The 20577-nt window shown below is 51.1% G+C and carries 19 protein-coding genes and 2 tRNA genes; 10 read left to right on the top strand and 11 right to left on the bottom strand.

Going from position 1 to position 20577, the window contains the following annotated elements; genetic code table 11:
* Nucleotides 1-47 precede the first annotated feature (47 nt).
* The 3 genes from C0081_RS15455 to C0081_RS15470 all read left to right on the top strand — a co-directional run bounded on the left by C0081_RS15455 (nt 48) and on the right by C0081_RS15470 (nt 3895).
* Complete coding sequence (locus C0081_RS15455) at nt 48-1703, top strand: hypothetical protein (RefSeq protein WP_101534725.1); 1656 nt, start codon at nt 48-50, stop codon at nt 1701-1703.
* Between the two features lie 18 nt (nt 1704-1721).
* Nucleotides 1722-3539 carry a heme biosynthesis HemY N-terminal domain-containing protein gene (locus C0081_RS15460; RefSeq protein ID WP_101534726.1) on the top strand — a complete coding sequence of 606 codons (1818 nt, stop codon included), beginning with the start codon at nt 1722-1724 and terminating at the stop codon, nt 3537-3539.
* Nucleotides 3540-3819: 280 nt separating this feature from the next.
* Nucleotides 3820-3895: transfer RNA gene (locus C0081_RS15470), tRNA-Thr, on the top strand.
* Nucleotides 3896-3963: 68 nt separating this feature from the next.
* On the opposite strand, the gene dld is transcribed toward C0081_RS15470, so the two are convergent.
* The gene (dld, locus tag C0081_RS15475; protein ID WP_101534728.1) at nt 3964-5649 is read right to left on the bottom strand and encodes a D-lactate dehydrogenase; all 1686 of its coding nucleotides are present in this window, start codon (nt 5647-5649) and stop codon (nt 3964-3966) included.
* A gap of 193 nt (nt 5650-5842) precedes the next feature.
* Here dld and C0081_RS15480 point away from each other — a divergent pair, with 193 nt between their 5' ends.
* Nucleotides 5843-6616, top strand: a complete 774-nt coding sequence (locus C0081_RS15480; RefSeq protein WP_101534729.1) for a FadR/GntR family transcriptional regulator — start codon at nt 5843-5845, stop codon at nt 6614-6616.
* A 138-nt stretch (nt 6617-6754) separates the two neighbouring features.
* Here the strand turns inward: C0081_RS15480 and C0081_RS15485 are convergent, their stop codons facing one another.
* Nucleotides 6755-7738, bottom strand: coding sequence for an aldo/keto reductase (locus tag C0081_RS15485; RefSeq protein WP_101534730.1), 984 nt, complete (start codon nt 7736-7738; stop codon nt 6755-6757).
* Between the two features lie 270 nt (nt 7739-8008).
* Between C0081_RS15485 and C0081_RS15490 the strand changes: the two genes are divergently transcribed.
* The 3 genes from C0081_RS15490 to C0081_RS15500 all read left to right on the top strand — a co-directional run bounded on the left by C0081_RS15490 (nt 8009) and on the right by C0081_RS15500 (nt 9938).
* Entirely contained in the window at nt 8009-8494 is a 486-nt protein-coding gene (locus tag C0081_RS15490; RefSeq protein WP_101534731.1) for a tellurite resistance TerB family protein, read from the top strand.
* Nucleotides 8491-9258, top strand: a complete 768-nt coding sequence (locus tag C0081_RS15495) for a glutamine amidotransferase (RefSeq protein ID WP_101534732.1) — start codon at nt 8491-8493, stop codon at nt 9256-9258. Before C0081_RS15490 ends, C0081_RS15495 begins: the two co-directional genes overlap by 4 nt.
* Nucleotides 9259-9674: 416 nt before the next feature.
* Entirely contained in the window at nt 9675-9938 is a 264-nt protein-coding gene (locus C0081_RS15500; protein ID WP_180966921.1) for a YggT family protein, read from the top strand.
* A 117-nt stretch (nt 9939-10055) separates the two neighbouring features.
* On the opposite strand, the gene ppa is transcribed toward C0081_RS15500, so the two are convergent.
* Nucleotides 10056-10580 carry an inorganic diphosphatase gene (gene ppa, locus C0081_RS15505; RefSeq protein ID WP_101534734.1) on the bottom strand — a complete coding sequence of 175 codons (525 nt, stop codon included), beginning with the start codon at nt 10578-10580 and terminating at the stop codon, nt 10056-10058.
* Nucleotides 10581-10928: 348 nt separating this feature from the next.
* On the opposite strand from ppa, the gene C0081_RS15510 reads away from it, so the two are divergent.
* A complete protein-coding gene (locus tag C0081_RS15510; protein ID WP_146006479.1) occupies nt 10929-11528 on the top strand; it encodes a hypothetical protein in 600 nt (199 codons plus the stop codon).
* Between the two features lie 403 nt (nt 11529-11931).
* Here C0081_RS15510 and C0081_RS15520 read toward each other — a convergent pair whose 3' ends face one another.
* The 3 genes from C0081_RS15520 to tesB all read right to left on the bottom strand — a co-directional run bounded on the left by C0081_RS15520 (nt 11932) and on the right by tesB (nt 14923).
* The gene (locus tag C0081_RS15520) at nt 11932-13308 is read right to left on the bottom strand and encodes an ammonium transporter (RefSeq protein WP_101534737.1); all 1377 of its coding nucleotides are present in this window, start codon (nt 13306-13308) and stop codon (nt 11932-11934) included.
* 44 nt (nt 13309-13352) lie between these two features.
* Nucleotides 13353-13691: a P-II family nitrogen regulator gene (locus tag C0081_RS15525; protein ID WP_101534738.1), complete on the bottom strand. Its 339-nt coding sequence runs from the start codon at nt 13689-13691 to the stop codon at nt 13353-13355.
* 368 nt (nt 13692-14059) lie between these two features.
* Entirely contained in the window at nt 14060-14923 is an 864-nt protein-coding gene (gene tesB / locus C0081_RS15530; RefSeq protein WP_101534739.1) for an acyl-CoA thioesterase II, read from the bottom strand.
* A gap of 243 nt (nt 14924-15166) precedes the next feature.
* On the opposite strand from tesB, the gene C0081_RS15535 reads away from it, so the two are divergent.
* A complete protein-coding gene (locus tag C0081_RS15535) occupies nt 15167-16417 on the top strand; it encodes a ubiquinone biosynthesis hydroxylase (protein WP_101534740.1) in 1251 nt (416 codons plus the stop codon).
* An 11-nt stretch (nt 16418-16428) separates the two neighbouring features.
* On the opposite strand, the gene C0081_RS15540 is transcribed toward C0081_RS15535, so the two are convergent.
* The 4 genes from C0081_RS15540 to C0081_RS15555 form a co-directional block, all read right to left on the bottom strand.
* Entirely contained in the window at nt 16429-16644 is a 216-nt protein-coding gene (locus C0081_RS15540) for a Trm112 family protein (RefSeq protein WP_101534929.1), read from the bottom strand.
* Between the two features lie 36 nt (nt 16645-16680).
* Nucleotides 16681-17376 carry an LON peptidase substrate-binding domain-containing protein gene (locus C0081_RS15545; protein WP_101534741.1) on the bottom strand — a complete coding sequence of 232 codons (696 nt, stop codon included), beginning with the start codon at nt 17374-17376 and terminating at the stop codon, nt 16681-16683.
* Between the two features lie 172 nt (nt 17377-17548).
* On the bottom strand, nt 17549-18565 hold the full coding sequence (gene trxA / locus C0081_RS15550) for a thioredoxin (protein ID WP_101534742.1): 1017 nt from the start codon (nt 18563-18565) through the stop codon (nt 17549-17551).
* 148 nt (nt 18566-18713) lie between these two features.
* Entirely contained in the window at nt 18714-19247 is a 534-nt protein-coding gene (locus tag C0081_RS15555; RefSeq protein ID WP_101534743.1) for a prolyl-tRNA synthetase associated domain-containing protein, read from the bottom strand.
* A gap of 328 nt (nt 19248-19575) precedes the next feature.
* Between C0081_RS15555 and C0081_RS15560 the strand changes: the two genes are divergently transcribed.
* A tRNA-Gly gene (locus C0081_RS15560) sits at nt 19576-19650 on the top strand.
* 218 nt (nt 19651-19868) lie between these two features.
* Here C0081_RS15560 and C0081_RS15565 read toward each other — a convergent pair.
* The gene (locus C0081_RS15565) at nt 19869-20354 is read right to left on the bottom strand and encodes a fasciclin domain-containing protein (protein WP_101534744.1); all 486 of its coding nucleotides are present in this window, start codon (nt 20352-20354) and stop codon (nt 19869-19871) included.
* Nucleotides 20355-20577 lie beyond the last annotated feature (223 nt).

The following is a 20577-nucleotide window of genomic DNA, read 5'->3' on the forward strand; positions in this document are numbered from 1 at the left end:
TCGCCAGAGATTCGACCGCCCCGGCTTCACGGGAATTGAGGAATGGTATGACAGCTCGCAAACCCACTAACAGGACCAAGGCCGCAAGCAAGGCAGCCAAGACCATTGATTTAGCCGCGAAAGATGTCACAAAGCGCGACACACCAGAGGCAGCGAAAGATGCGGACGCACAGGCCGTCTCAGAGCCATCTCCTCCAACGGACGTAGGCGCAGAACCCGAAACATCCGTGCCACAATCTGAAACGGACGACACGTCGCAGGCTGCCGTACCGGAAACAGATGAAGCAAAATCAGATACGGCAAAGCCGGATGTGGCTGAGGCTGACGTTTCTGACGTTAGCGAATCACTCGCTGCTGATACAGATACTGATGAGGCCACGGTTTCAGAAGCGCCCAAGCCGGATAATGGAGTGGCTGCTGAAGACTTGCCAGTTGCTTCGATTGTCCCACCCATAGCGCCAGCGGCTGAAAAAAAGAGCGGTTTTAGCAGCGGCCTTGTTGGTGGTTTCCTCGGTGGCGTGGCGGCGGTTGCGCTCAGTTATGTTGGTTTGCAGCAGGGCATGATATCTTTGCCCAGCGTGGATGCACAGCAAAGCGAACAAGTCAGTGCATTGTCTTCCCTGAGTTCGGAAGTCTCATCGCTCAGTTCAGAAGTGACAGGGCTGAAAACACTAATCCCTGAAACCGCACCATTTGATATATCCCCAATCGAGACGCGGATCACTGATATCGAGTCTCAAATCATGTCAATCGGTGACAAGATTGCATCGTTGGTGACCACATCCGACACTGACGTGTCGGCTGACTCTGTTGATGCAAACAGCCCCGTGGCGCTGCAACTTGAGGCTTTGACGTCCAGATTTGAAGGTTTGAAAGACCAGTTTGATGGGTTGGGTGATCTTCGTGCACAACTTGAAACGACCCAAGCAAAGTTGGTTGCATTGGAAACGCAAGCCAGCCAGCAGGTCGTGCTTATTGAGCAAAAAGCCGCTGAGCAAGCCGCGCAATTTGAACAGGGTCTGGCCGCTGCAAAAGACAGCATACTGTCTTCGGCGGACAGACGAATCAACGATGTGGTGACTGACTTGTCCAATCTGGATGAGAAGGTGAGAGCAGAGACGAGTGCGCTTGTCGGGCGTGTGACGTCGCTGGAAGAAAACAACCTATCGGCAAAAATGCAAAATTCGGCTCGCACCATCGCTTTGGCCGGCTTAGAGAATGCAGTTGCATCAGGTGCGGATTATCAACTGGCGTTGACCACCTTTGCTGATGTGGTTGGCAAACATGAGGCCGTTGAGTTGTTGGCGCAATATGCCCAAACGGGCGCACCGACAAAGGCGCAATTGGCGCGCGATTACGAAGCTGTTTATGACAAGGTGTTGAGCGAAGCTGAAAGCGCAGGGGCTGCGACCTTGATGGATAAACTGCTTCTCAATGCGCAAAATCTTGTTCGGGTACGCTCGCTGAGTGGCGAGAAAAAGGGTGATAGTCTGACCAATAAGCTTGGTGTGATCGAGTTCCATGTTGGTCAGGGAGATCTTGCAACGGCTGCGGCTGAATGGGACGCTTTGCCTGATGCGGCGCGAGATGCCAAGGCCGGAGCTGAATGGCTGACCGGTTTGAAAGCACGCATTGCGGTGGATACTGCAATGGATACCATTCGCGCTGAATTTGGCAATGGTGCCAATGGCACTGCGCAATAAGGTGGGGAATGAAACATTATGATTAGGACACTCATCTTTTTTGCAGTTTTATTGGGTATTGCGTTTGGCGGATCCTGGTTGGCGGACCGACCGGGTCAAATCATCATTCAATGGCCGTGGCTGGATACCGGTTTTGAGGTGTCATTGCTGTTCGGCGCTTTGATGGTGGTCGCTGCGATGGGCGTGGCGATTGCATTGTGGGTTTTTGTGCGTTCGATCTGGAAGTCTCCCGGGGCAATTGGCGGTTTCTTTTCCGGTCGTCGCCGTGACAAGGGCTATAAAGCCTTGTCGACCGGCATGATTGCGGTTGGTGTTGGCGATCTTGCGTTGGCGAAAAAACATGCGGTCAAAGCGCGTAAGTTGATCGGTGATGAGCCCATGACCCTTATGCTGGAAGCGCAGACTGCACAAATGGCCGGCGATGCGACCAAGGCGCGCCAGAGCTTTGAAGCGATGTTGGATCAAGACGAAACCCGCGCATTGGGTCGTCGGGGTCTCTATATCGAAGCTCAGCGCCGTGGAGACGCTGATGAAGCCATGGAAATGGCCAAAGCGGCGACAGACGAAGGCAAGAAGACACCCGGCTGGGCCGGAACAGCCTTGTTCGACATGCAGACCGCTTCAGAAGACTGGCAAGGCGCTTTGATCACCCTGTCGCAGAATCATTCTAACAAACATGTGTCCAAAGAGCAGTTCCGTCGCCAACGTGCGGTTCTTCTGACAGCACAAGCGTTTGCCTTGGAAGGCGAAGACAATGCGGACGTTCGCATGCGCCCGTTGTTGCTGGAAGCCTGTAAATTGGCGCCAGGTCTTGTGCCTGCTGCTACAAAAGCGGCTGACATTCTCAATGAGCTGAAAGAATATCGCAAGGCTTCCAAGTTGATTGAAGCGGCGTGGCGCGAAGAGCCTCATCCTGAATTGGCCATGAGCTACGCCTATATCAAGACGGGAGACACGGCAGTTGATCGTCTTAAACGCATTCGCTCCCTTTATGCCTTGATGCCGGACCATCTTGAATCAAAGATTGCCATGGCGCGGGCCTGCTTGGACGCACGGGAATGGGCTGAAGCACGCAATTTGATTGAGCCTTTGGCCCAAAGCCATTTGACTCCGCGCCTTTGCATGTTGATGGCAGAACTGGAAGAGGGTGAGAGCCATGACTTCGGTCTTGTGCGTCAGTGGTTGGCGCGGGCTGTTGGTGCGCATCGCGATCCCGCATGGACCGCTGATGGTCAAGTTAGCGATACATGGCAACCGACATCGCCACTGACTGGCAAACTGGATGTCTTTGAATGGAAGGTGCCGGTGCGCGAGATCGCACATGCGTTCCAACCCATCCTCGAAAGCAGCGAGCTGGACAGCGATAGAAAATCCAACGACGACGATCTGCTCTTGCTGCCTAGCAAAGATGATGCTGAGGACATGGTTGATATTACTGACGGTCCGAAGGTCGAGACCGAAGCTGCAGGTGTTGTGGCTGATGCCGAACCTGATGTTGAGCCATCTTCTGAGCCAGCCACCGAGCCTGCTGAGAAACCCGAAATCCTTGAAGCCGCCGCAGCTCCGTCTGCAACCAATAGTCAAGATGAGACTGTATCTGATGCCTCTTTGACGAACGTTGATAGTACGGACACAGTTGATGCTGAGAATATTAAGGTTGCGTCAGAGTCTTCTGAGCATGGGAAGGATGCTGTGCCCGAAAAAGAAAAGACTGCTGAAGGTATAAAGAGCAAACCGAAGAAGGTTGAGTTCCCGATGCCGCATGCGCCGGATGATCCGGGTCCAAAAGGTGATCCTGTGCCTCCGACACCTGAAAAGCGGTTCCGGCTGTTTTAGTCCTGCAATCCCATTTCGGGGTCATCCAATGAATAAAAGCCCGGCCATCGCCGGGCTTTTATGTGAAGTTTGGGGGTGAGATCGCAGGTGCTTGTGACTCTATGTTCATTTCTCCCACAAAGCTCTGGTTTCCTCTTGCCAGTGAAGAGGGAATTGGCTATGAGAAGCCACCCGTTTCTGGTCTCCGGTTGCGTTGTTTCTTTCCTAGCTTTCTCGGCGAAGGTTTGCGATTAAAGGCAATTGAATTTAGCGCACATGTGTGTGACCAGATCATTGGCATGCCGCATTAGCTCAGTTGGTAGAGCACATCATTCGTAATGATGGGGTCAGGTGTTCAAATCACCTATGCGGCACCATTTTTCCCTTCCACGTCGGGTTTCTCTTACTTGTCACCTAGCTCTTGCATTGGCGCGGCAGGGGATTTTTAGCGATAATCTTTATTGCGTGATAGTTTGCCGATGCCGGGATTGAGGCCGTTGGTGGGATCTATGCTTTTGTAAAAATTGGCCAGATCGGGTTTGGCTGCATAGAGATGGCCGACGTTATGCTCGGCAGGATATTCGGCGCCGCGTTGATCGAGGATTTTAAGCATTTCTGCTTTCAGCGCCTTGGGGTCCTCACCTTTTTTGACAATATAGTCCTGATGCAACACATGGCACATGAAGTGCCCATAGTAGAGTTTGTGGATCAACTTGTCCGAAATGCTATCGGGCAAGTGCTCCAACCAGTCTCTATCATTGCGCTTCAGGGCGATATCAAGGGCCAGAATGTCTTCGACCTCATTGTCATGAATGGCCATGTAGCGAATAGCGGCTCCAGCCGCTGCAAAACGGTGCAGGCCCGCAATCTTGGCCTCACGGGCATTGCACTCGAAATAGTCAAGGCTCTTGTCTATGCGGGCCTGAGACAGCAGGGCGCGGGCCTCGTCTATGCCACCGTCGCGCATTTTCAGGATGAGATGGTGCTGATAAAGGTCGCGGAACGCCAGCACCCGCTTGGGCAGGATTTCGGGCCACAGCTTTGACAACAGCTGCATGAAGCGATCGGTGATGTGTTTGAAGCCCGGCATTTTATCGGTGCGTGCATCTACCCACCCTTTGAGAGCAAAGAAAGTCGGCAACCGATCCGTGCCAAGTTTGTCGATCAGGACGACTGTGTCTTTGCCATAATGTCGAGTGATGTCGAAAATTTCCTGATGCATATATTCGGCTGAGACAGGCAGGCTTTTAAAGCCTGACAGGATTGTGCGGCGCAAGGTCCCCAATTCATTGGGATCATTGGTGCCGATATAGAATGTTTTTTCTTCAGCATTCTTGGCATAGGTATCCAGCCGAACGGCAAAAACAGCCAGTTTTCCTGCACAGCCTGACGCTTCATACAGACGCCGTTTGTCGGCATTGAATCGGGCTGGCGTATCGGCGTCAACATCGCGCACACGGGTGGCATAATCGGTGTCGGATGCTTTGAGATTGCTGTCTTCAATATGGCGATCTTGATAGTCGCCCTGTTCAAGGCGGGTCAGGATTTCATGCGGGGTGTCCCCGAGTTCGATACCCAAATGATTGACCAGCTCCAACGTGCCGTCTTCTCCGATACGGGCGTAAAGCGACAGTTCTGTGTAGGATGGGCCGCGTTCGATGAGTGATCCACCTGAATTGTTGCAGACGCCACCAATTACTGACGCACCGATACAGGAGGATCCGATAACGGAATGGGGTTGGCGGCCCAGAGGGTCGAGCATTTTCTCCAGCGCAAATAAAGTCGCTCCGGGGAAGGAGATGACCTGTTTGCCTTCTTTGAGGCTTTGCAATTTGTCCATGCGGCGGGTGTTGATTAGCACGACGTCGCGGTCATAGGTGCCCTTGGGGGTTGAGCCTTCCGTCAGACCGGTGTTAGCAGCCTGCATAATGATAATTTTATCTGCAGCGACGATGGCTTTGAGGCTGCGCCAGAACTCGAGCAATGTAGCTGGTTGAACAACCGCCAGAGCGCTGCCTTCACCTGAGCGAAACCCTTTGCGAAAAGGCTCTGTTTCCTTTGCTCCCGTCAGAATATGTTTAGCACCGACGATGGCCGTGAGTGCGGAGATGAGATCGTTGTTGTCCTTCATTCTAGTCTCCTGCTTGTCACGACATTGTTTGTTTCGAATTAGACCATAGTGCAAATCCGGATAGTGGTAAATTATTTTTACCTCTTACTTTAGGGCTATATATACCACCTATTTATGGTTTGATTACAAGTGCCTTGGTGTTATCGTGATTGGTAAGTCACCTAACGTAACATTGACATGAATCTGTTTGACCATGAGCAAAGCCAATCCATTTGAACCTGTCGGGCATGAAACCATCGCAGATGCGGTTGTCAATCAGATCGAAACCATGATTGTCGATGGGGTTTTGAAAGAAGGGCACCAGTTGCCATCTGAACGCGATCTCGCACTGATGATGCAGGTCTCCCGGCCTAAGATTCGCGAAGCGCTGCAGTTGCTTGAAGAGCGTGGTTTGGTGACTGTGCGGCACGGGGAAGGGGCCTTTATCGCGTCCCTGACTGGTTCTGCTATGTCGCCTGCGCTTCTGGAGCTTTATGCGCGACATGGGGAAACCTTTTATGACTATTTGGAATATCGCCGGGAGCAGGAGGCTTTTGCAGCTCGGTTGGCTGCTTTCCGGGCCACGCCAGCGGATAAGCAGCGTATAGCGGACATCATGGAGGCTTTGCAGCACAGCTGGGAGGCGAATGATCAGGATGCATCCCTGCAAGCGGATTTCAATTTTCACACAGCAATCACTGACGCCAGCCAAAATTCGACGCTCATTCATATGATGGCTTCGATTTATGATCTGACGAAAAGCCGGATTTTTTATAACCGCACGTTTCTTCTCAGCATTGACGGCTCAGGCAAACGGTTGCTGGAGCAGCATCTCGAGATCGGCAATGCCGTATTGGCGGGGGATGCGGAGCGGGCTGATCACGCAGCGCGGTCTCATTTAGACTTTGTCGAAAGGTCTTTTCGAGAAGGGCAACAACAATCCCTTCGCGAGATCAAAGCCTTGAAACGGCAACAATTGTCCCGTTAAGCTTGTATCTCTAGTGGCTCAATTCAGCGGCCGTATTTTTCTCTCTAAATTTTTGAATGCCAATGTTGAAACATTAGCACCGAATTTTAAAAGCCCCGATCGTTAATCGGGGCTTTTGGGATATTGGCAGCGCATGGGTTAGTAAGCGCCGCGCACATGTTGTGCGATTTTTTCTTCATAGAAGGTCGCCAGCTCACGGTGGGTGGCGTCAGACAATGGTGGCAGAGCGGAAATGGCCGCATTGCGATCAATCTGTTGGGGCTTGCTGGCACCGGGAATAATGGTTGAAATGGCATCATGGTCGAGAATCCAGCGCTGTGCAAAATCCGCCAATTCCATGCCTTCCGGTAGCATTTCTTTTAGGTCATTGACCAATTGGAGTCCCGTTTCAAACGGCACGCCTGCAAAGGTTTCGCCTACGTTGAAGGCCTGGCCGTCGCGGTTGAAGTTGCGATGGTCATTTTCGGCGAAGACCGTTCCGGAAGAGAATTTGCCGGATAGAATGCCGCTGGCCAATGGTAGCCGAACAATGATGCCGACGCCCTTTTCCTTGGCTTTGGGCAGCAATTGGGTGGTCAGCTTCTGGCGGAATAAATTGTAGATGACCTGCAAGCTCAACAGACCGTCTTGCTCGATGCACAAAAGTCCTTCTTCAACGGTCTCTACGCTGGCACCAAAGTGGCGAATGACGCCTTGCGATTGCAGCGTGCGGAGCCAATCAAAAATAGCACCGTCGCGCATCACTTGGGTTGGAATACAATGCAGCTGGACCAGATCAAGGCAATCCATACCCAGACGGGCACGTGACTCATCAATGCCTTTGCGCAAGGAGGCTTCGGTGTAGCCATCGGGATAGGGATCGCCGCGGCCGAATTTGGTTGCGACGCGGATGTCACCGCGGTCTTTGTTTTTCAAAAACTTTCCGATGAGCAGTTCGCTCTTGCCACCGCCATAGACGTCGGCTGTGTCAAAAAAAGTAACACCTTTTTGAAGGGCTGTTTCTAAAATCGCGAGACCTGCATCCTCGGCCAATGGGGCACCCCAGTCGGCACCCAGTTGCCAACATCCCAAGCCAACTTCGCTGACTTTAAAGCCTTTTGCACCTAAGTTTCGGCTATGCATAAACTCTCTCCCTAGAAAATTGTCTTTGCCTTATGGCGCTTTGTCTTTCTGCAACAAAAACAAATCGTGTGCCATGTTAGACTTGTGGTTGGAGGGTTTGACCGAGCCTTCCAAGCTGTAAACAGACTATTCCTGTTGATCACAATTTGGAAGCGGTTATGCTCGGCGCTCGATTGCGTCTTGACGTTGGAGCGTGAAGATACAAAATAATGCACTATAAGATGTCTGCATTTTTCGCATGCATTACTGACCTAGAGATTGGATTTGATCATGTTTGAAAGCTTGATGCAGATGTTTCGTGATGTCGCAGGTGACAGCGACGACAGCAATGTGTTCTCGGACGGTGACCATCGGGTCGCTGCTGCGGCGTTGCTTGTCCATTTGATTGCTATTGACGGAGTGATTGAGCCTGAGGAACAGGCCAAAATGCGTGATATTCTCAAACAACGCTTTTCCCTGTCGGATAGCGACACATCTGACTTGATCGCGGTCGCCAGCAAACGCGATGATGAAGCCGTGGATCTTTACAGTTTTACTTCAAAACTCAAACATCAGCTTGATGAAGAGGGCCGCATCGAGATTATCGAAATGATGTGGGAGCTGGTGTTTGCAGACGGCAAAATTCATGAGTTTGAAGACAATCTGGTTTGGCGCGTTTCTGAGTTGATGGGGGTATCGCGGCGCGATCGGATTCGCACCCGTCAGAATGTTCAAGCCCAGAATGAGTTAGACCAAACTGAAATGGGTGACGGATGAACTGGGCGGCCTCACAACTTGTGCCATCAGACGCACCCAGGATTCTCATAATATTACATCAAGAAAATTCCATTCCCGGACGCGTTGGCTGGATGTTGAAACAGCGCGGCTTCAAGCTGGATATCCGTAGACCACGATTTGGTGACAGCCTGCCCCAGACAATGGATGGGCATGCTGGCGCGGTTGTGTTTGGCGGCCCCATGAGTGCCAACGACAAAGAAGCCTATATCAAACGCGAAATAGACTGGATTTCTGTTCCTTTGCGCGATGACAAACCATTTTTGGGCATTTGCCTAGGTGGGCAGATGCTGGCCAAACAATTGGGTGGTCATGTGACCAGTCGTGTCGATGACCATGTTGAAATTGGCTATTATCCGATTGAGGCGACCAATGCGGGGCAGTCTTTGCTGGATTGGCCAAGCAAAGTGTATCAATGGCATCGGGAAGGCTTCAGCTTACCTAAAGGGGCGGAACTGTTGGCGACAGGGGCATCTTTTGCCAATCAGGCGATGCGCTATGGCAACAATGCTTATGGCATTCAGTTTCACCCCGAGGTGACCATGCATATGATGCATCGATGGACGGTGAAAGCGTCCGAACGCCTTAAGTTGCCCGGGGCACGCAGCAAGAGAGACCATTTTCAGGGGCGCTATATTTACGATCCAGCGGTGGAAGTCTGGCTTGATGCCTTTCTTGACCTTTGGGTTGGGTATGGTAATGACTATCTGACACATGATAGCCAAGTCTCGCAAATTGCGAAGTAGGTCGTGCAGAATGCATGTGGCACACCTTACCGAGGTCTTACCGTTTCAGTCGTTATTTCAATATATGGGGGGCATTTTCGCTCGCGTGCCCATATATGGCATTACTCATGAAATGAGCCGGTTGGCACGTTGTTTGCGTAAGAGATGTCAGTTGGCAATTTGTATTTGCGTAGCCAACTCTGGTTTTTAAAGGCCCCGATGTGCGCGTGTTTATGTCTGCATCGGGGCTTTTTTAGTTTATGCCCCTCCATTACGAATTCCTGTATCAGGCCTTGCAGGATTGCAGGTGGATCGCTACATGCTTTAAAAGCAATGGTGCTGTTTGTTCAGGGTGCCAAAAACAGAATGATGATTATAGATTGAGCCCGGCGCTGCCTTGGTGCTGTTTTGGCTGTTGAAATTGAATGAGGGTGACAATGGGTGAGATACTGGCTTCTATTCTGCAGATCTACATGTATGTGGTGATCGCATATGCTGTGTTTTCTTGGCTTTTCGCCTTCAATATCGTCAATCCGCGCAACCAGCTTGTTGCTACAATTTATGAAGTTTGCTGGAAACTGGTGGATCCTGTGCTTTCCAAAATCCGCCAAGTCATTCCGACGATGGGCGGTATGGATTTTTCACCCATCGTTTTGTTGTTTGCGGTGTCTATTCTGTCCAATCTTGTCAGGGGTATGTAAGCGACAAAATGTCTCTGGTGCTTTAACCAGTGCTGGTTTTCACCTTTGTTCAGTTATAAAAAAAGCGCGGTTGCCTGATGGCGCCGCGCTTTTTGTTTCTTGATCGATGGTTGAAGATTATTTCTTCATATTGTCGATGGAAATTTGAATCATTTCCTTGGCTTTTTCCGGACCGGCCCAATCGTCAATTTTGACCCATTTTCCTGGCTCCAGATCTTTGTAATGCTCAAAGAAATGTTTGATCTGATCACGGAGGTTTTGCGGCAAATCCGTGTAGGATTTGATGTGATCATAATGGCTGGTTAGTTTGGAGTGTGGCACGGCAACAACTTTTTCGTCTTTGCCTCCATCGTCTTCCATGATCAACACGCCAACGGGACGTGCGCGGATGACAACGCCGGGAGCAAGCTGCGCATCACCAACGACGAGTACGTCGATTGGGTCGCCATCGTCTGCCAGTGTGTTGGGAACAAATCCATAATCGCAAGGGTAGGCCATCGGTGTGAACAGGAAGCGATCCACGAAGACCGCGCCAGAGTCTTTGTCGACTTCATATTTGACGGAAGAGCCTTTCGGCACTTCGATGACAACATTGATGTCTTCAGGGGCGTCTTTACCCGCTGGGATTTCGCTAATATTCATGGGTGTAACTCCAATTGGGACCATGTGTTGATAGCGGTTTAAGAGGTCTTGGCGGTGATGGCAAGACAAACCTTAGATCAAGCCTCTAGGTCCACTGGAGTTGCGTTAATTTGTGAAGATTTGTTGCCCCGTTTCGAATTGCTTGCTTGTGTCACTGTTTAAATTTGGTTAGGTACAATTTTAAATTGTTTCAGTTTGTTTCTATTTTTTCAGCAAAAGACACCAAAATTTTTTGGTTATGGCTGAACCTGTTAAAACCAAGCCGAGTCCTTGTGGGAAAGGGCTATGATTTTATGGCTTGGGAATTGCGACTATATAAATGAATGCGTCAGCCATGAGGGGATGGTTATGATTATTCTTAATCCAGTTAAATTTATGGGGTTTGTAGCGGGGACCTCACTTTTTGCAAGTTATTGTCTGCTTTCCAATCCGGCCCATTCTGCCGAGATTTCCTATCAATATAGCAAGCTCGACGAGGGCTCCTGTATGTCTTTGATCGTTAATGAAGAAGAAGGCTACAGTGAACAGGTTTGTAAAGGCGTCGATGGAATTGCCGTTTTTGTCGCTGAGGGCGATTTGCGGATGTCGGTGGCCTACCGCAATCAGGCTGCGACCGATCGCTACTTTACCTTTGGTGGTTTTAACCGTGTCGGCGATGTGGTGGAATGGCGCCTGAGTGACGAAGAAGGGTATGCCAAACCTTATGCTACGATTCTGCGCTGGTATGTTTCTGTTGGTGAGCCTAAGGATAAGCAAGCTTTGGTGGTGAGCAAAATCGCAGATGACGATTTTTGCATTGCGGGATTTGTTGATGCGTCCGCCAATAAAAATGCCAATGAATTGGCAAGATCCATAGCTGATGGTGTGGCGAGATCCTTCGTTTGCGGGCAGGATAAACCTCAATGGTATGGTGAAACTGGCGTGTTGGCTACTGCGCTGCTGCAGTAGGCAGCGTCAAAATCCAAATTGAAGAAGGCGGGCTGCTGATATATCGCACCCGCCTTTATTGGTCCTTGGGACATCTTTTTGCCCAAAAGCCTACCGCCAATGCATTTAACGCACCAACGATCGAGCCAACCAGCGGCGAAGCGAAGGTAACTCTTCCACGGCTACTGTGAGATGTTGCCCCGAAGATCCTGATACCTGCAGCAATGACACCCTTAGGCCACAGATGTACGTGTGGGGGCGATACGCCAAGGACGTCGTCAATTCTTGGATTATTCTGGCAAAATTTGGACAAAAAGAAACCCGCCGGCTTTGCTCCGGCGGGTTTCTCCCCTCTGGGGCCCCTAGGGTGGGCCTTGAGCATCAGGCGGAGGAGGTGATTAGAACTCCGCTTTGCTCTTTATGATTAGAGGCGTTGGCTACCTTGACCAAATTCAGGATAGGCTTCTACACCAATCTCTGCTTTGTCGAGGCCAAGATGTTCTTCTTCTTCGCTGACGCGGATGCCGACGGTTGATTTCAGGATCATCCAAACGATGAAGGATAGAACAAAAGTGAAAGCACCGTATGCTGCAACACCAATCAGCTGGGTCATATAGGATGTGCCGCTGTTGGTAAGAGGAACAATCATCGTACCCCAGATGCCAGCCATCAAGTGAACCGGGATCGCACCAACAACATCATCGATTTTGAGTTTATCGAGCATTGGAACTGCGAAGACCACGATGGCTGCGCCGACGCCGCCGATGAACAGTGATTGTGCGATGGTTGGTGTCAGAGGTTCCGCGGTAATGGCAACAAGACCTGCCAATGCGCCGTTGAGGACCATAGTTACGTCGACTTTTTTATACAGGATCTGCAGCAGGACCATTGCTGTAACAACACCGGCTGCTGCTGCCATGTTGGTATTAGCAAAGATACGAGATACATCAGACACGTCAGCAATGGTACCCATAGCGAGCTGGGAAGCACCGTTAAAGCCGAACCAACCGAGCCACAGGATGAATGTACCCAAGGTGGCCAAAGGAATGGAAGAAGCCGGCATTGGGGTTACAAGACCGTCTTTACCGTATTTGCCTTTACGAGCACCAAGAAGCAGTGCGCCGGCAAGAGCAGCCCAGCCGCCTACAGAGTGTACGAGGGTGGAACCTGCGAAGTCGGAGAAGCCCATTTCAGACAACCAACCTGCGCCCCACTGCCAGGAACCGGCGATTGGGTAGATGAAGCCGGTCAATACGACAACAAACATCATGAATGGCCATAGTTTGATGCGCTCGGCCAATGTGCCGGATACAATCGACGCTGCAGTGGCCACAAATACCATCTGGAAGAACCAGTCAGACCCAGTGGAATAGCCGGTTTCCAGAAGAGCCGCGGTGTCTGCACCTTCTAGGCCGACAGGGTCGAGACCGTAGACAAAGGAGAAGGAACCGATATAGCCGCCATCAACGCCCGTATACATCAGGTTATAACCGATGAGCCAATACATGATGCCTGCAACCGCATAGAGAGCGATGTTTTTCAGGCTCTGCATCGAAACGTTTTTGGTGCGGACCAGACCGGCTTCGAGCATGGCGAAACCAGCTGCCATCCACATGACTAGAAAACCACCGATCAGGAAGAGCAGGGTATTGAGGATATAGGCAGTATCGGCAGCAGCTGCGGCTGCAGGAGCAGCTGCTTCAGCGACTGCTGGTGCTGTGGCCGCTGCGTCCTGTGCGAGGGCCGGGCCCGCGACAAGGGTAGCTGCGCCAACAAGAAGGGCAAGGGTTGTTTTTGACATTGGTGTGTCCTTGATTTTTCGCTTCTACTTGACAGGGGTTTTGCTTAGAGCGCGTCGGTGTCTGTTTCGCCGGTGCGAATGCGCATGACATGCTCTAGAGAGGTGACGAAGATTTTGCCGTCGCCGATCTGGCCGGTAGCTGCAGCCTTGGAAATGGCTTCGATTGTTTTTTCGGCTTTTTCAGCAGTAACTGCGACTTCAATTTTCAGTTTTGGGAGGAAGGAAACTGAATATTCTGTTCCGCGATAGATTTCAGTATGACCGCGTTGGCGACCAAAGCCTTTGACCTCGGTAACGGTCAGGCCTTCAATGCCTTCGGCAGACAATGCTTCACGCACAGCTTCCAGCTTGAAGGGCTTGATAATGGCAATAATGAACTTCATGGCACTCTCTCATGTCCCTCTTTGGGTTTTTGGATATTCCGCCCCAAAATTGTCAGGAATTTTGGGATGGAACTTTTGTTCCTGCCCCTTCTCTTTCAAGAGCCGTGCCAGTTTTTAAACTTTTTGTTAAGCTATTGAATCTTCATCGATAAATTCATTTATGCCTATTTTTAATCCATGCTTGATAATTGTGCATCCGCCAAAAAAGACAAAATATTAGGCAAAATTTGATTTTTGCCTAATATTTATACAGTCTTTGGGTGTTTGGATTGTGTGCAGTGCGTTCTAAGAGCCATTTCTATGTTGTTCGCTGCTTAAGCATTGGGCGCTGTTTGGGAAATGACTCAGAAATGGGCGATTTTTACCGATTAACGGTTGGAAATTCGAATGAGCCCCTCTTGAACGGCTGTTGCGACGAGTGTGCCGTCGCGGCGGAATAACGAGCCGCGATTGATGCCACGTGCTCCACCGGCCCAAGGGCTGTCCTGGCTATAGAGCAGCCACTCGTCGGCGCGAAAGTCTGCGTGGAACCACATGGCATGGTCCAAGCTGGCGGCGCTGACATCTTTGTTAAAGACTGAGCGCCCATGAGCAAATAGCGATGTGTCCAATAAAGTCATGTCTGATGCATAAGCCAGCGCACATTTGTGAATGGCCGGGTCGTCGGGCAGAGTGGATGTGGTGCGGACCCAAACATATTGCAAAGGATCGTGCTTTTTGTCGGTGGTATAATGCTCCATATTGACCGGCCGGAGCTCGATGGGCCTTTCACGCCGAAAATAGGCTTTTATATTGTCCGGTGCCTTGGCCATATAGGCCTCAATCGTATCCGCTTCGCTTGGAAGGTCTTCCGGAGCCGGTATGTCCGGCATTTCCATTTGGTGGTTGAGGCCCTCTTCCTGTTTGTGAAAAGACGCGGACATGGTGAAAATGGCCTTGCCGTGTTGGATGGCCTTGACTTGCCGAGTGACAAAAGAGCGTCCATCTCTGAGGGTGTCCACCTCATAGATGATGGGCACCTTGGGGTCACCTGGTCGCATAAAATAACAATGCAGGGAATGGGCCAGCTTGTCTGAATCCACCGTGCGGGAGGCGGCAACCAATGACTGCCCGATGACCTGACCGCCAAACACCCGCTGCCAACCATCTTGTGGGCTGCGGCCACGAAACAGATTTTTCTCGAGGGTTTCCAAATCCAGAATGGAAAGAAGCGTGGCAACTGCTGATGTCATGGTGCGGGTCCTGTTTGTTATCGTGCTTGTTTCGAAGCAGTCAGATCAACTTTGCCCTAGTCCGGTGGTCTTGCAAACCAATAGATGACAAAAAAATGTATCATAGCGACAGTTTGTGCAGATCTTATGACTGTGCTTGTCTATATAAGAAGAGAGTTGATGAGCGAAGGATGTAGTCGGAATTGCGCGTTTTTGTTGCAAGATGCCGGATAATGCTGCGTCAAACGTGTGAAAGGGGCAGGGATGACCAAGGGCGGTAAAATGGATCAAACCGATATTCAATCTCGCTATGATTTGGTGATTGCGGGTGGTGGATATGTCGGCCTGTCTCTGGCGCTTGCTATCAAGCAGGCGAGTGATTTGTCGATCCTTGTTGTTGAACCGCAGCCTGCAGAGAAGATGCGCCGCGATGAACGCGCATCTGCGATTGCGTCGGGCGCAACCAAAATGCTCGGGCAATTGGGTGTTTGGGAGGCAATTCTGCCGCATGCCGAACCGATTCAGGACATGGTTGTCACCGACAGCAAGCTGCATGATATTGTCCGGCCGGTGTTGTTGACCTTTGAAGGCAACACAGATGAGGGTGTGCCCTTTGCTCATATGGTACCCAATGGCGTTATGGTCGGTGCCCTTTATGATGCTGCCAAGGCCGCCGGAGTTGATTTGGTCGAACAAGACACGGTGCTCGATTTTGTCGAAGAGGGGCCCAGTGTTGAGGTAACGCTCGGATCAGGCCGTAACTTGCGGGCCGGATTGCTGGTGGCCGCTGATGGAGTGCGTTCGCGCTTGCGCGATCTTGCTGGCATTCCGGTGGTGCGGTTCGACTATGACCAGATGGGCATTGTGACAACGGTCGAGCATGAGCGTCCTCATGAGGGACGCGCCGTAGAACATTTTCTACCGTCCGGGCCTTTTGCCATTTTGCCGCTCAAAGGCAATCACTCTTCGCTGGTTTGGAACGAGCGCACGGATGACGCCAAACGACTGTTGAAGATGGATGACTTTACTTTCTCACTGGAACTGGAGCGCCGGTTTGGCAAGCAGTTGGGCGCTGTGACGGAAAAAGGGCCACGCAAGGGATTTCCATTGGGAATGGTTCTGGCGCGGTCTTTTGTGTCGCCGCGCTTTGCGCTGATCGGCGATGCTGCCCATGGCATTCACCCCATCGCGGGGCAGGGACTTAATCTGGGCTTCAAGGATGTTGCTGCGTTGGCAGAGGTGATTGTCGAAGCCGCTCGACTGGGTCAGGATATTGGTGCTCTGGATGTGTTGGAGCGCTATCAGACTTGGCGCCGGTTTGATGTGGTGCAGATGGGTATGACCTGCGACATCCTCAATCGTTTGTTTTCAAACAAGAGCGATATTCTGCGCCATGTGCGTGATTTAGGGTTGGGCATTGTCGAACGCCTGCCTGGCCTCAAGCGGATGTTTATCGAAGAAGCAGCAGGCAACAGCGGCGATATCCCGCGTTTGTTGCGCGGGGAGGGCCTTTAAAGTCCCATTGGTCAGTCCTCGAGCTGACGGGCTTCACTGGGCAGCATGATCGGCACCCCTTCCCGGATTGGGTAGCCTAGTTTTGCGGCATGGCTGATCAGCTCTTGAGCTTCAGCGTCATAATGTAGCGTCGTTTTGGTAACCGGACAGACAAGGATTTCCAACAATTTGCGATCCACAGTGCCGGTTTTTCCGGGTGTCGTGCTGTTGTTGGTGGTGTCTGTCATGGCCATTGCCCTTTTTGCTCTGCTCTGCGCTGTGCTTTATTGCAAAGTCGTGGCTGTTTCACCACCTTCGCTTGCCAAATGCATCTCGGTGATAGCGATGAGCGTTTCTGCTCTTACTGTAAGACTTGGAGCCTCAAGCAATGCTTGCTTTTCAGCGATGCCGTAGGGACTCATCATTGATAAGGAATTGACGAGAATTTCATTGGAGGATTTCTCGACGTTATCCCAATCTGCTTCCATATCATTGGCATCAAGAAAATCGCGGAAAATGTCGAGTAGACCCTGCCTGTTTACATCGTTTTCACCGAATCCTTCGATGAGATCCTCAGCATAGTCTTCACAGTCAATTTCTGCCATTCGGAAAGGCTGTTCCGTTTCAACCTCTGCAATCATCCTGAAACGGCAAAGTCCTGCAAGTGTTATCAGAACGCGGCCGTCGCCGGTTTCTCCATAGGCGGATATCCGCCCCAGACAACCGATGGTTTGCAGTTCTGGTTTGGACTCCGGGTCCTCTTGGTCGTCGGTTTCACTCGGACTCGATGCCGGCTGGATTATGCCGATGATGCGATCATTGCGCATGGCATGATCGATCATATCGACATAGCGGTCTTCAAAGATATTCAGCGGCATCTGGGTGCGGGGCAGAAGCAGTGCTTCTTCCAGCGGAAAGATAGGGATGATGGCCGGAATATCTCTCGGGCTGTCATAAATTTCGTTGCCAGCTTGGGCCATGTGATCTCCTCGGCCCGCTTCGTACGGGCCTCGATATGCAAACCGTCATCCGGTCTTTGGTTAGACCGGACAACATACTAGCAGACAGGTGTCTGATGGACGAAGGGGCGTCAGACATATTTTCGCACCGAGCGCGCCCTGCAATTGGGTGTCAAACAGCCTTCTCTGGCCTTTAAGAAAACAGCAGGGACGACAATTGGCGTCGGCCATAGACGCTTGCAGGGTCCATAACCCCCCAGCTTTCAAAAAACTGGAGCAGCTGTTTGCGGGCGCCGTCTTCGTTCCACTCGCGATCCCGCTTGATAATGGTGACCAGATGGTCAACCGCTTCCTGTCTTTTGTTTTTACCGTTCAAAGCGATCGCTAGATCATATTGGGCTTGATTATCTTCTGGGTTGGCGTCCAGTTTGGCTTGTAAATCAGCCAAGTCACCCAAATCTGCGCTCTGTTCAGCCAGTTCCAGGCTTGCTTTGAGCGCGGCCACGTCTTGCTCATCATGGCTGTCTTGCGGCAGGGTATCAAAGACGCCGCGCGCCCGTTCCACTTCTTCCAGCACCAAGAAACACTTGGCAAGGCCGATAACGGCGGGAGTATGGTCTGGCACCTGTTGAAGAATGCCGCCAAAGATTTGCAAAGCCTCGGCTGTGTTGCCCTCTTCAAACTGATTATAAGCCTGATCTGTGGCTTGTTGAAGGGGATCTGCCGGTGGTTCGGTGCCGTTTTTATCAATGAAGGCTTTGATCTGGCTTTCTGGCTGAACACCCATGAAACCGTCAACCGGTTGACCGTTTTTAAACGCCAGTACGGCCGGCACTGACTGGATGCCCATTTGACCGGGGATCTCGGGATTGTCATCGATATTCAGCTTGACCAGTTTGACACGGCAATTGGCTTCAGAAACCGCTTTTTCAATGATCGGGGTCAATTGTTTGCATGGGCCGCACCAAGGCGCCCAGAAATCAACCAGAACTGTGGTTGTGCGTGATGCCTCAATGACATCTTTCATGAAATTCTGCGTGGTGGTATCCATAATCAAGGGACCTGTGTCCACGGGGGGCTTTGGCCGCGCCAATGGGGCCGGTTGAGCGCTGGGCTGCGTCGGCTTGCTTCCAAAGGATGCCGCGCTGCCTTGCGATGTGGTGTAATTGGCGGACATGCCGCTGCCATAACCATAGGACTTGGTGTTCATTGTTTCGGTCCTTTGTTCGGGGACTGCGTCCAGCCCGAATGCCGTCGTCGATCAGAAAACCAATCGAGCCTTATGCTTGCTTGTCTTTGCTTCAATATGGGGCAGAGCCGGTCTGGCTTCAATGCCCAATGGTATGTTTGACACAATCTCAGGCGTGAATGGATTCGTCCTGCGGTTTTTCCAAGTCAAGAATGGTGGGTTTATGGCCGGTCGCATGGAAAAAGGCCAACAGATCCTGACTGGTAATGGTTGTGGTTGCTGTGTTTTCCAAAGGATGGAAATTGAGCAGCTCCATCTCCATCATGTTGGCGTCGAGCACAAGTTGGACTTTTCTCTCTTGGCGGTCATTGATCAGCGAAAATGGCGTCACCGAGCCAGGTGTGACGCCCAAATGTTCCCACAATAGATCTGCATTGCCAAAGCTGACGCGACCGCACTCGTATTTTTTGTGAAAGCTTTTTAGATCGACCTCGGTATCGTTGAGGCAGACAACCAGCATAAGGTTGCCTTTTTTGTCTTTAAGAAACAGATTCTTTGAATGACCACCCTGCAAATCTTGTTTGATCTTGTGGCTCTCTTGCACCGTGAAGACGGCTTCATGATCATGGGTGCTGGTCTGGATGCCAAGCTGATCGAGAAAATCAAAAAGGTCTTGGCGAGTGGCAGGTGGTTCGGAGGACATGCAGAGGGTTCCGTTTTTTTATCTGGCGGAGCGAGTGCGCGCGTGGTTTTGCATTGAAGGTAATTATTTATTGGTACGACTTTGTCAATAAGCTGGCTTTGACCTCGTCGCAAGAGGCTTTTCTGGGCTTTACGACAATGGGTCCTATGCCAAGGTGTTTTCACCGCTTGTGAAGAAAATACAGACTTCGTTGGAAAAAGAGATTTTTTGTAATTTCTTTGTTGCAATTGATCTGCAGGTCGTACATATAAGCACCGGTCAGCAAGACGGAGCGCTTAGCTGACAGCGGCGACTTGTTGCTAACGGTTTAAGAGACCGGATAAGTTTCGCGGGCGTAGCTCAGGGGTAGAGCATAACCTTGCCAAGGTTAGGGTCGGGCGTTCGAATCGCCTCGCCCGCTCCAAATTAAAGAGGTTGTTCAATGATTTGAACAACCTCTTTTTTTATACCTAATTCAGTAGCAGCGCTCAGCCACACAAAATCCAAGGAGATTGTCTAACGGTGTGAGCAATGTCTGCGCTGGTAAATCTAGTGCCTAGGCTGGCCGCATTTATATAAATTGTTGGCACTAAAATGGCGGCACTTGGCCGCCACTGTATTTTGGATCTGGGGTGCTCTTGCTTAGCTGGATGGCAGCATCACCTGGTCGATGACATGGATAATGCCGTTATCGGTTTTGATATCCGCTTTGATGACGTTGGCGTTGTCGACGGTCACACCTGTCGCTGTCTTAGCGATTGCCAATGTGCCATCGTTGGTTTTCTTGAGTGTTTTCACATGGATTGCCGGCCCGGGGAGCATATTTGCGGTCAAGGTGCGTGGCACCACGTGATAGCTGAGGATAGCGACCAGTTGGTCTTTATTTTCTGGCTTTAGGAGCGTCTCGACGGTGCCGGCTGGCAGTTTGGCGAAAGCTTCATCTGTGGGGGCAAATACGGTCAGGTTTTCGCCAGTTGCCAATGCGTCGGCGAGGCCAGCTGCTTGGGCCGCAGCAAGGAGCGTTTTGAAGGTTCCTGCGTCTGATGCGGTTTCTACAATATTCTTTGCAACGGCAGGGCCAGCAAGAAGGGCTACAGATAGAAATGTTCCAGCGATTAAGGTTTTCATTATTTCACTCCAAGGGTTGGTGATGGGTCTAGGCGACTATTTCTTTGTCGCTTCATACAAACTGTTACGGTGGGGATCTGGTATGGATCATCTGGTTTATCTATTTGTAATCACAAGATTTTGTCTGATCCAATCCGTTCTGAATACCGTATTACATCGCTGATTAAATGATGGGAAGCTGACATAGAAAAAGCCCATAGGGCTGGGCTCCTATGGGCTTATC

The organism is Cohaesibacter celericrescens (genome assembly GCF_002866925.1).
Classification (GTDB): domain Bacteria; phylum Pseudomonadota; class Alphaproteobacteria; order Rhizobiales; family Cohaesibacteraceae; genus Cohaesibacter; species Cohaesibacter celericrescens.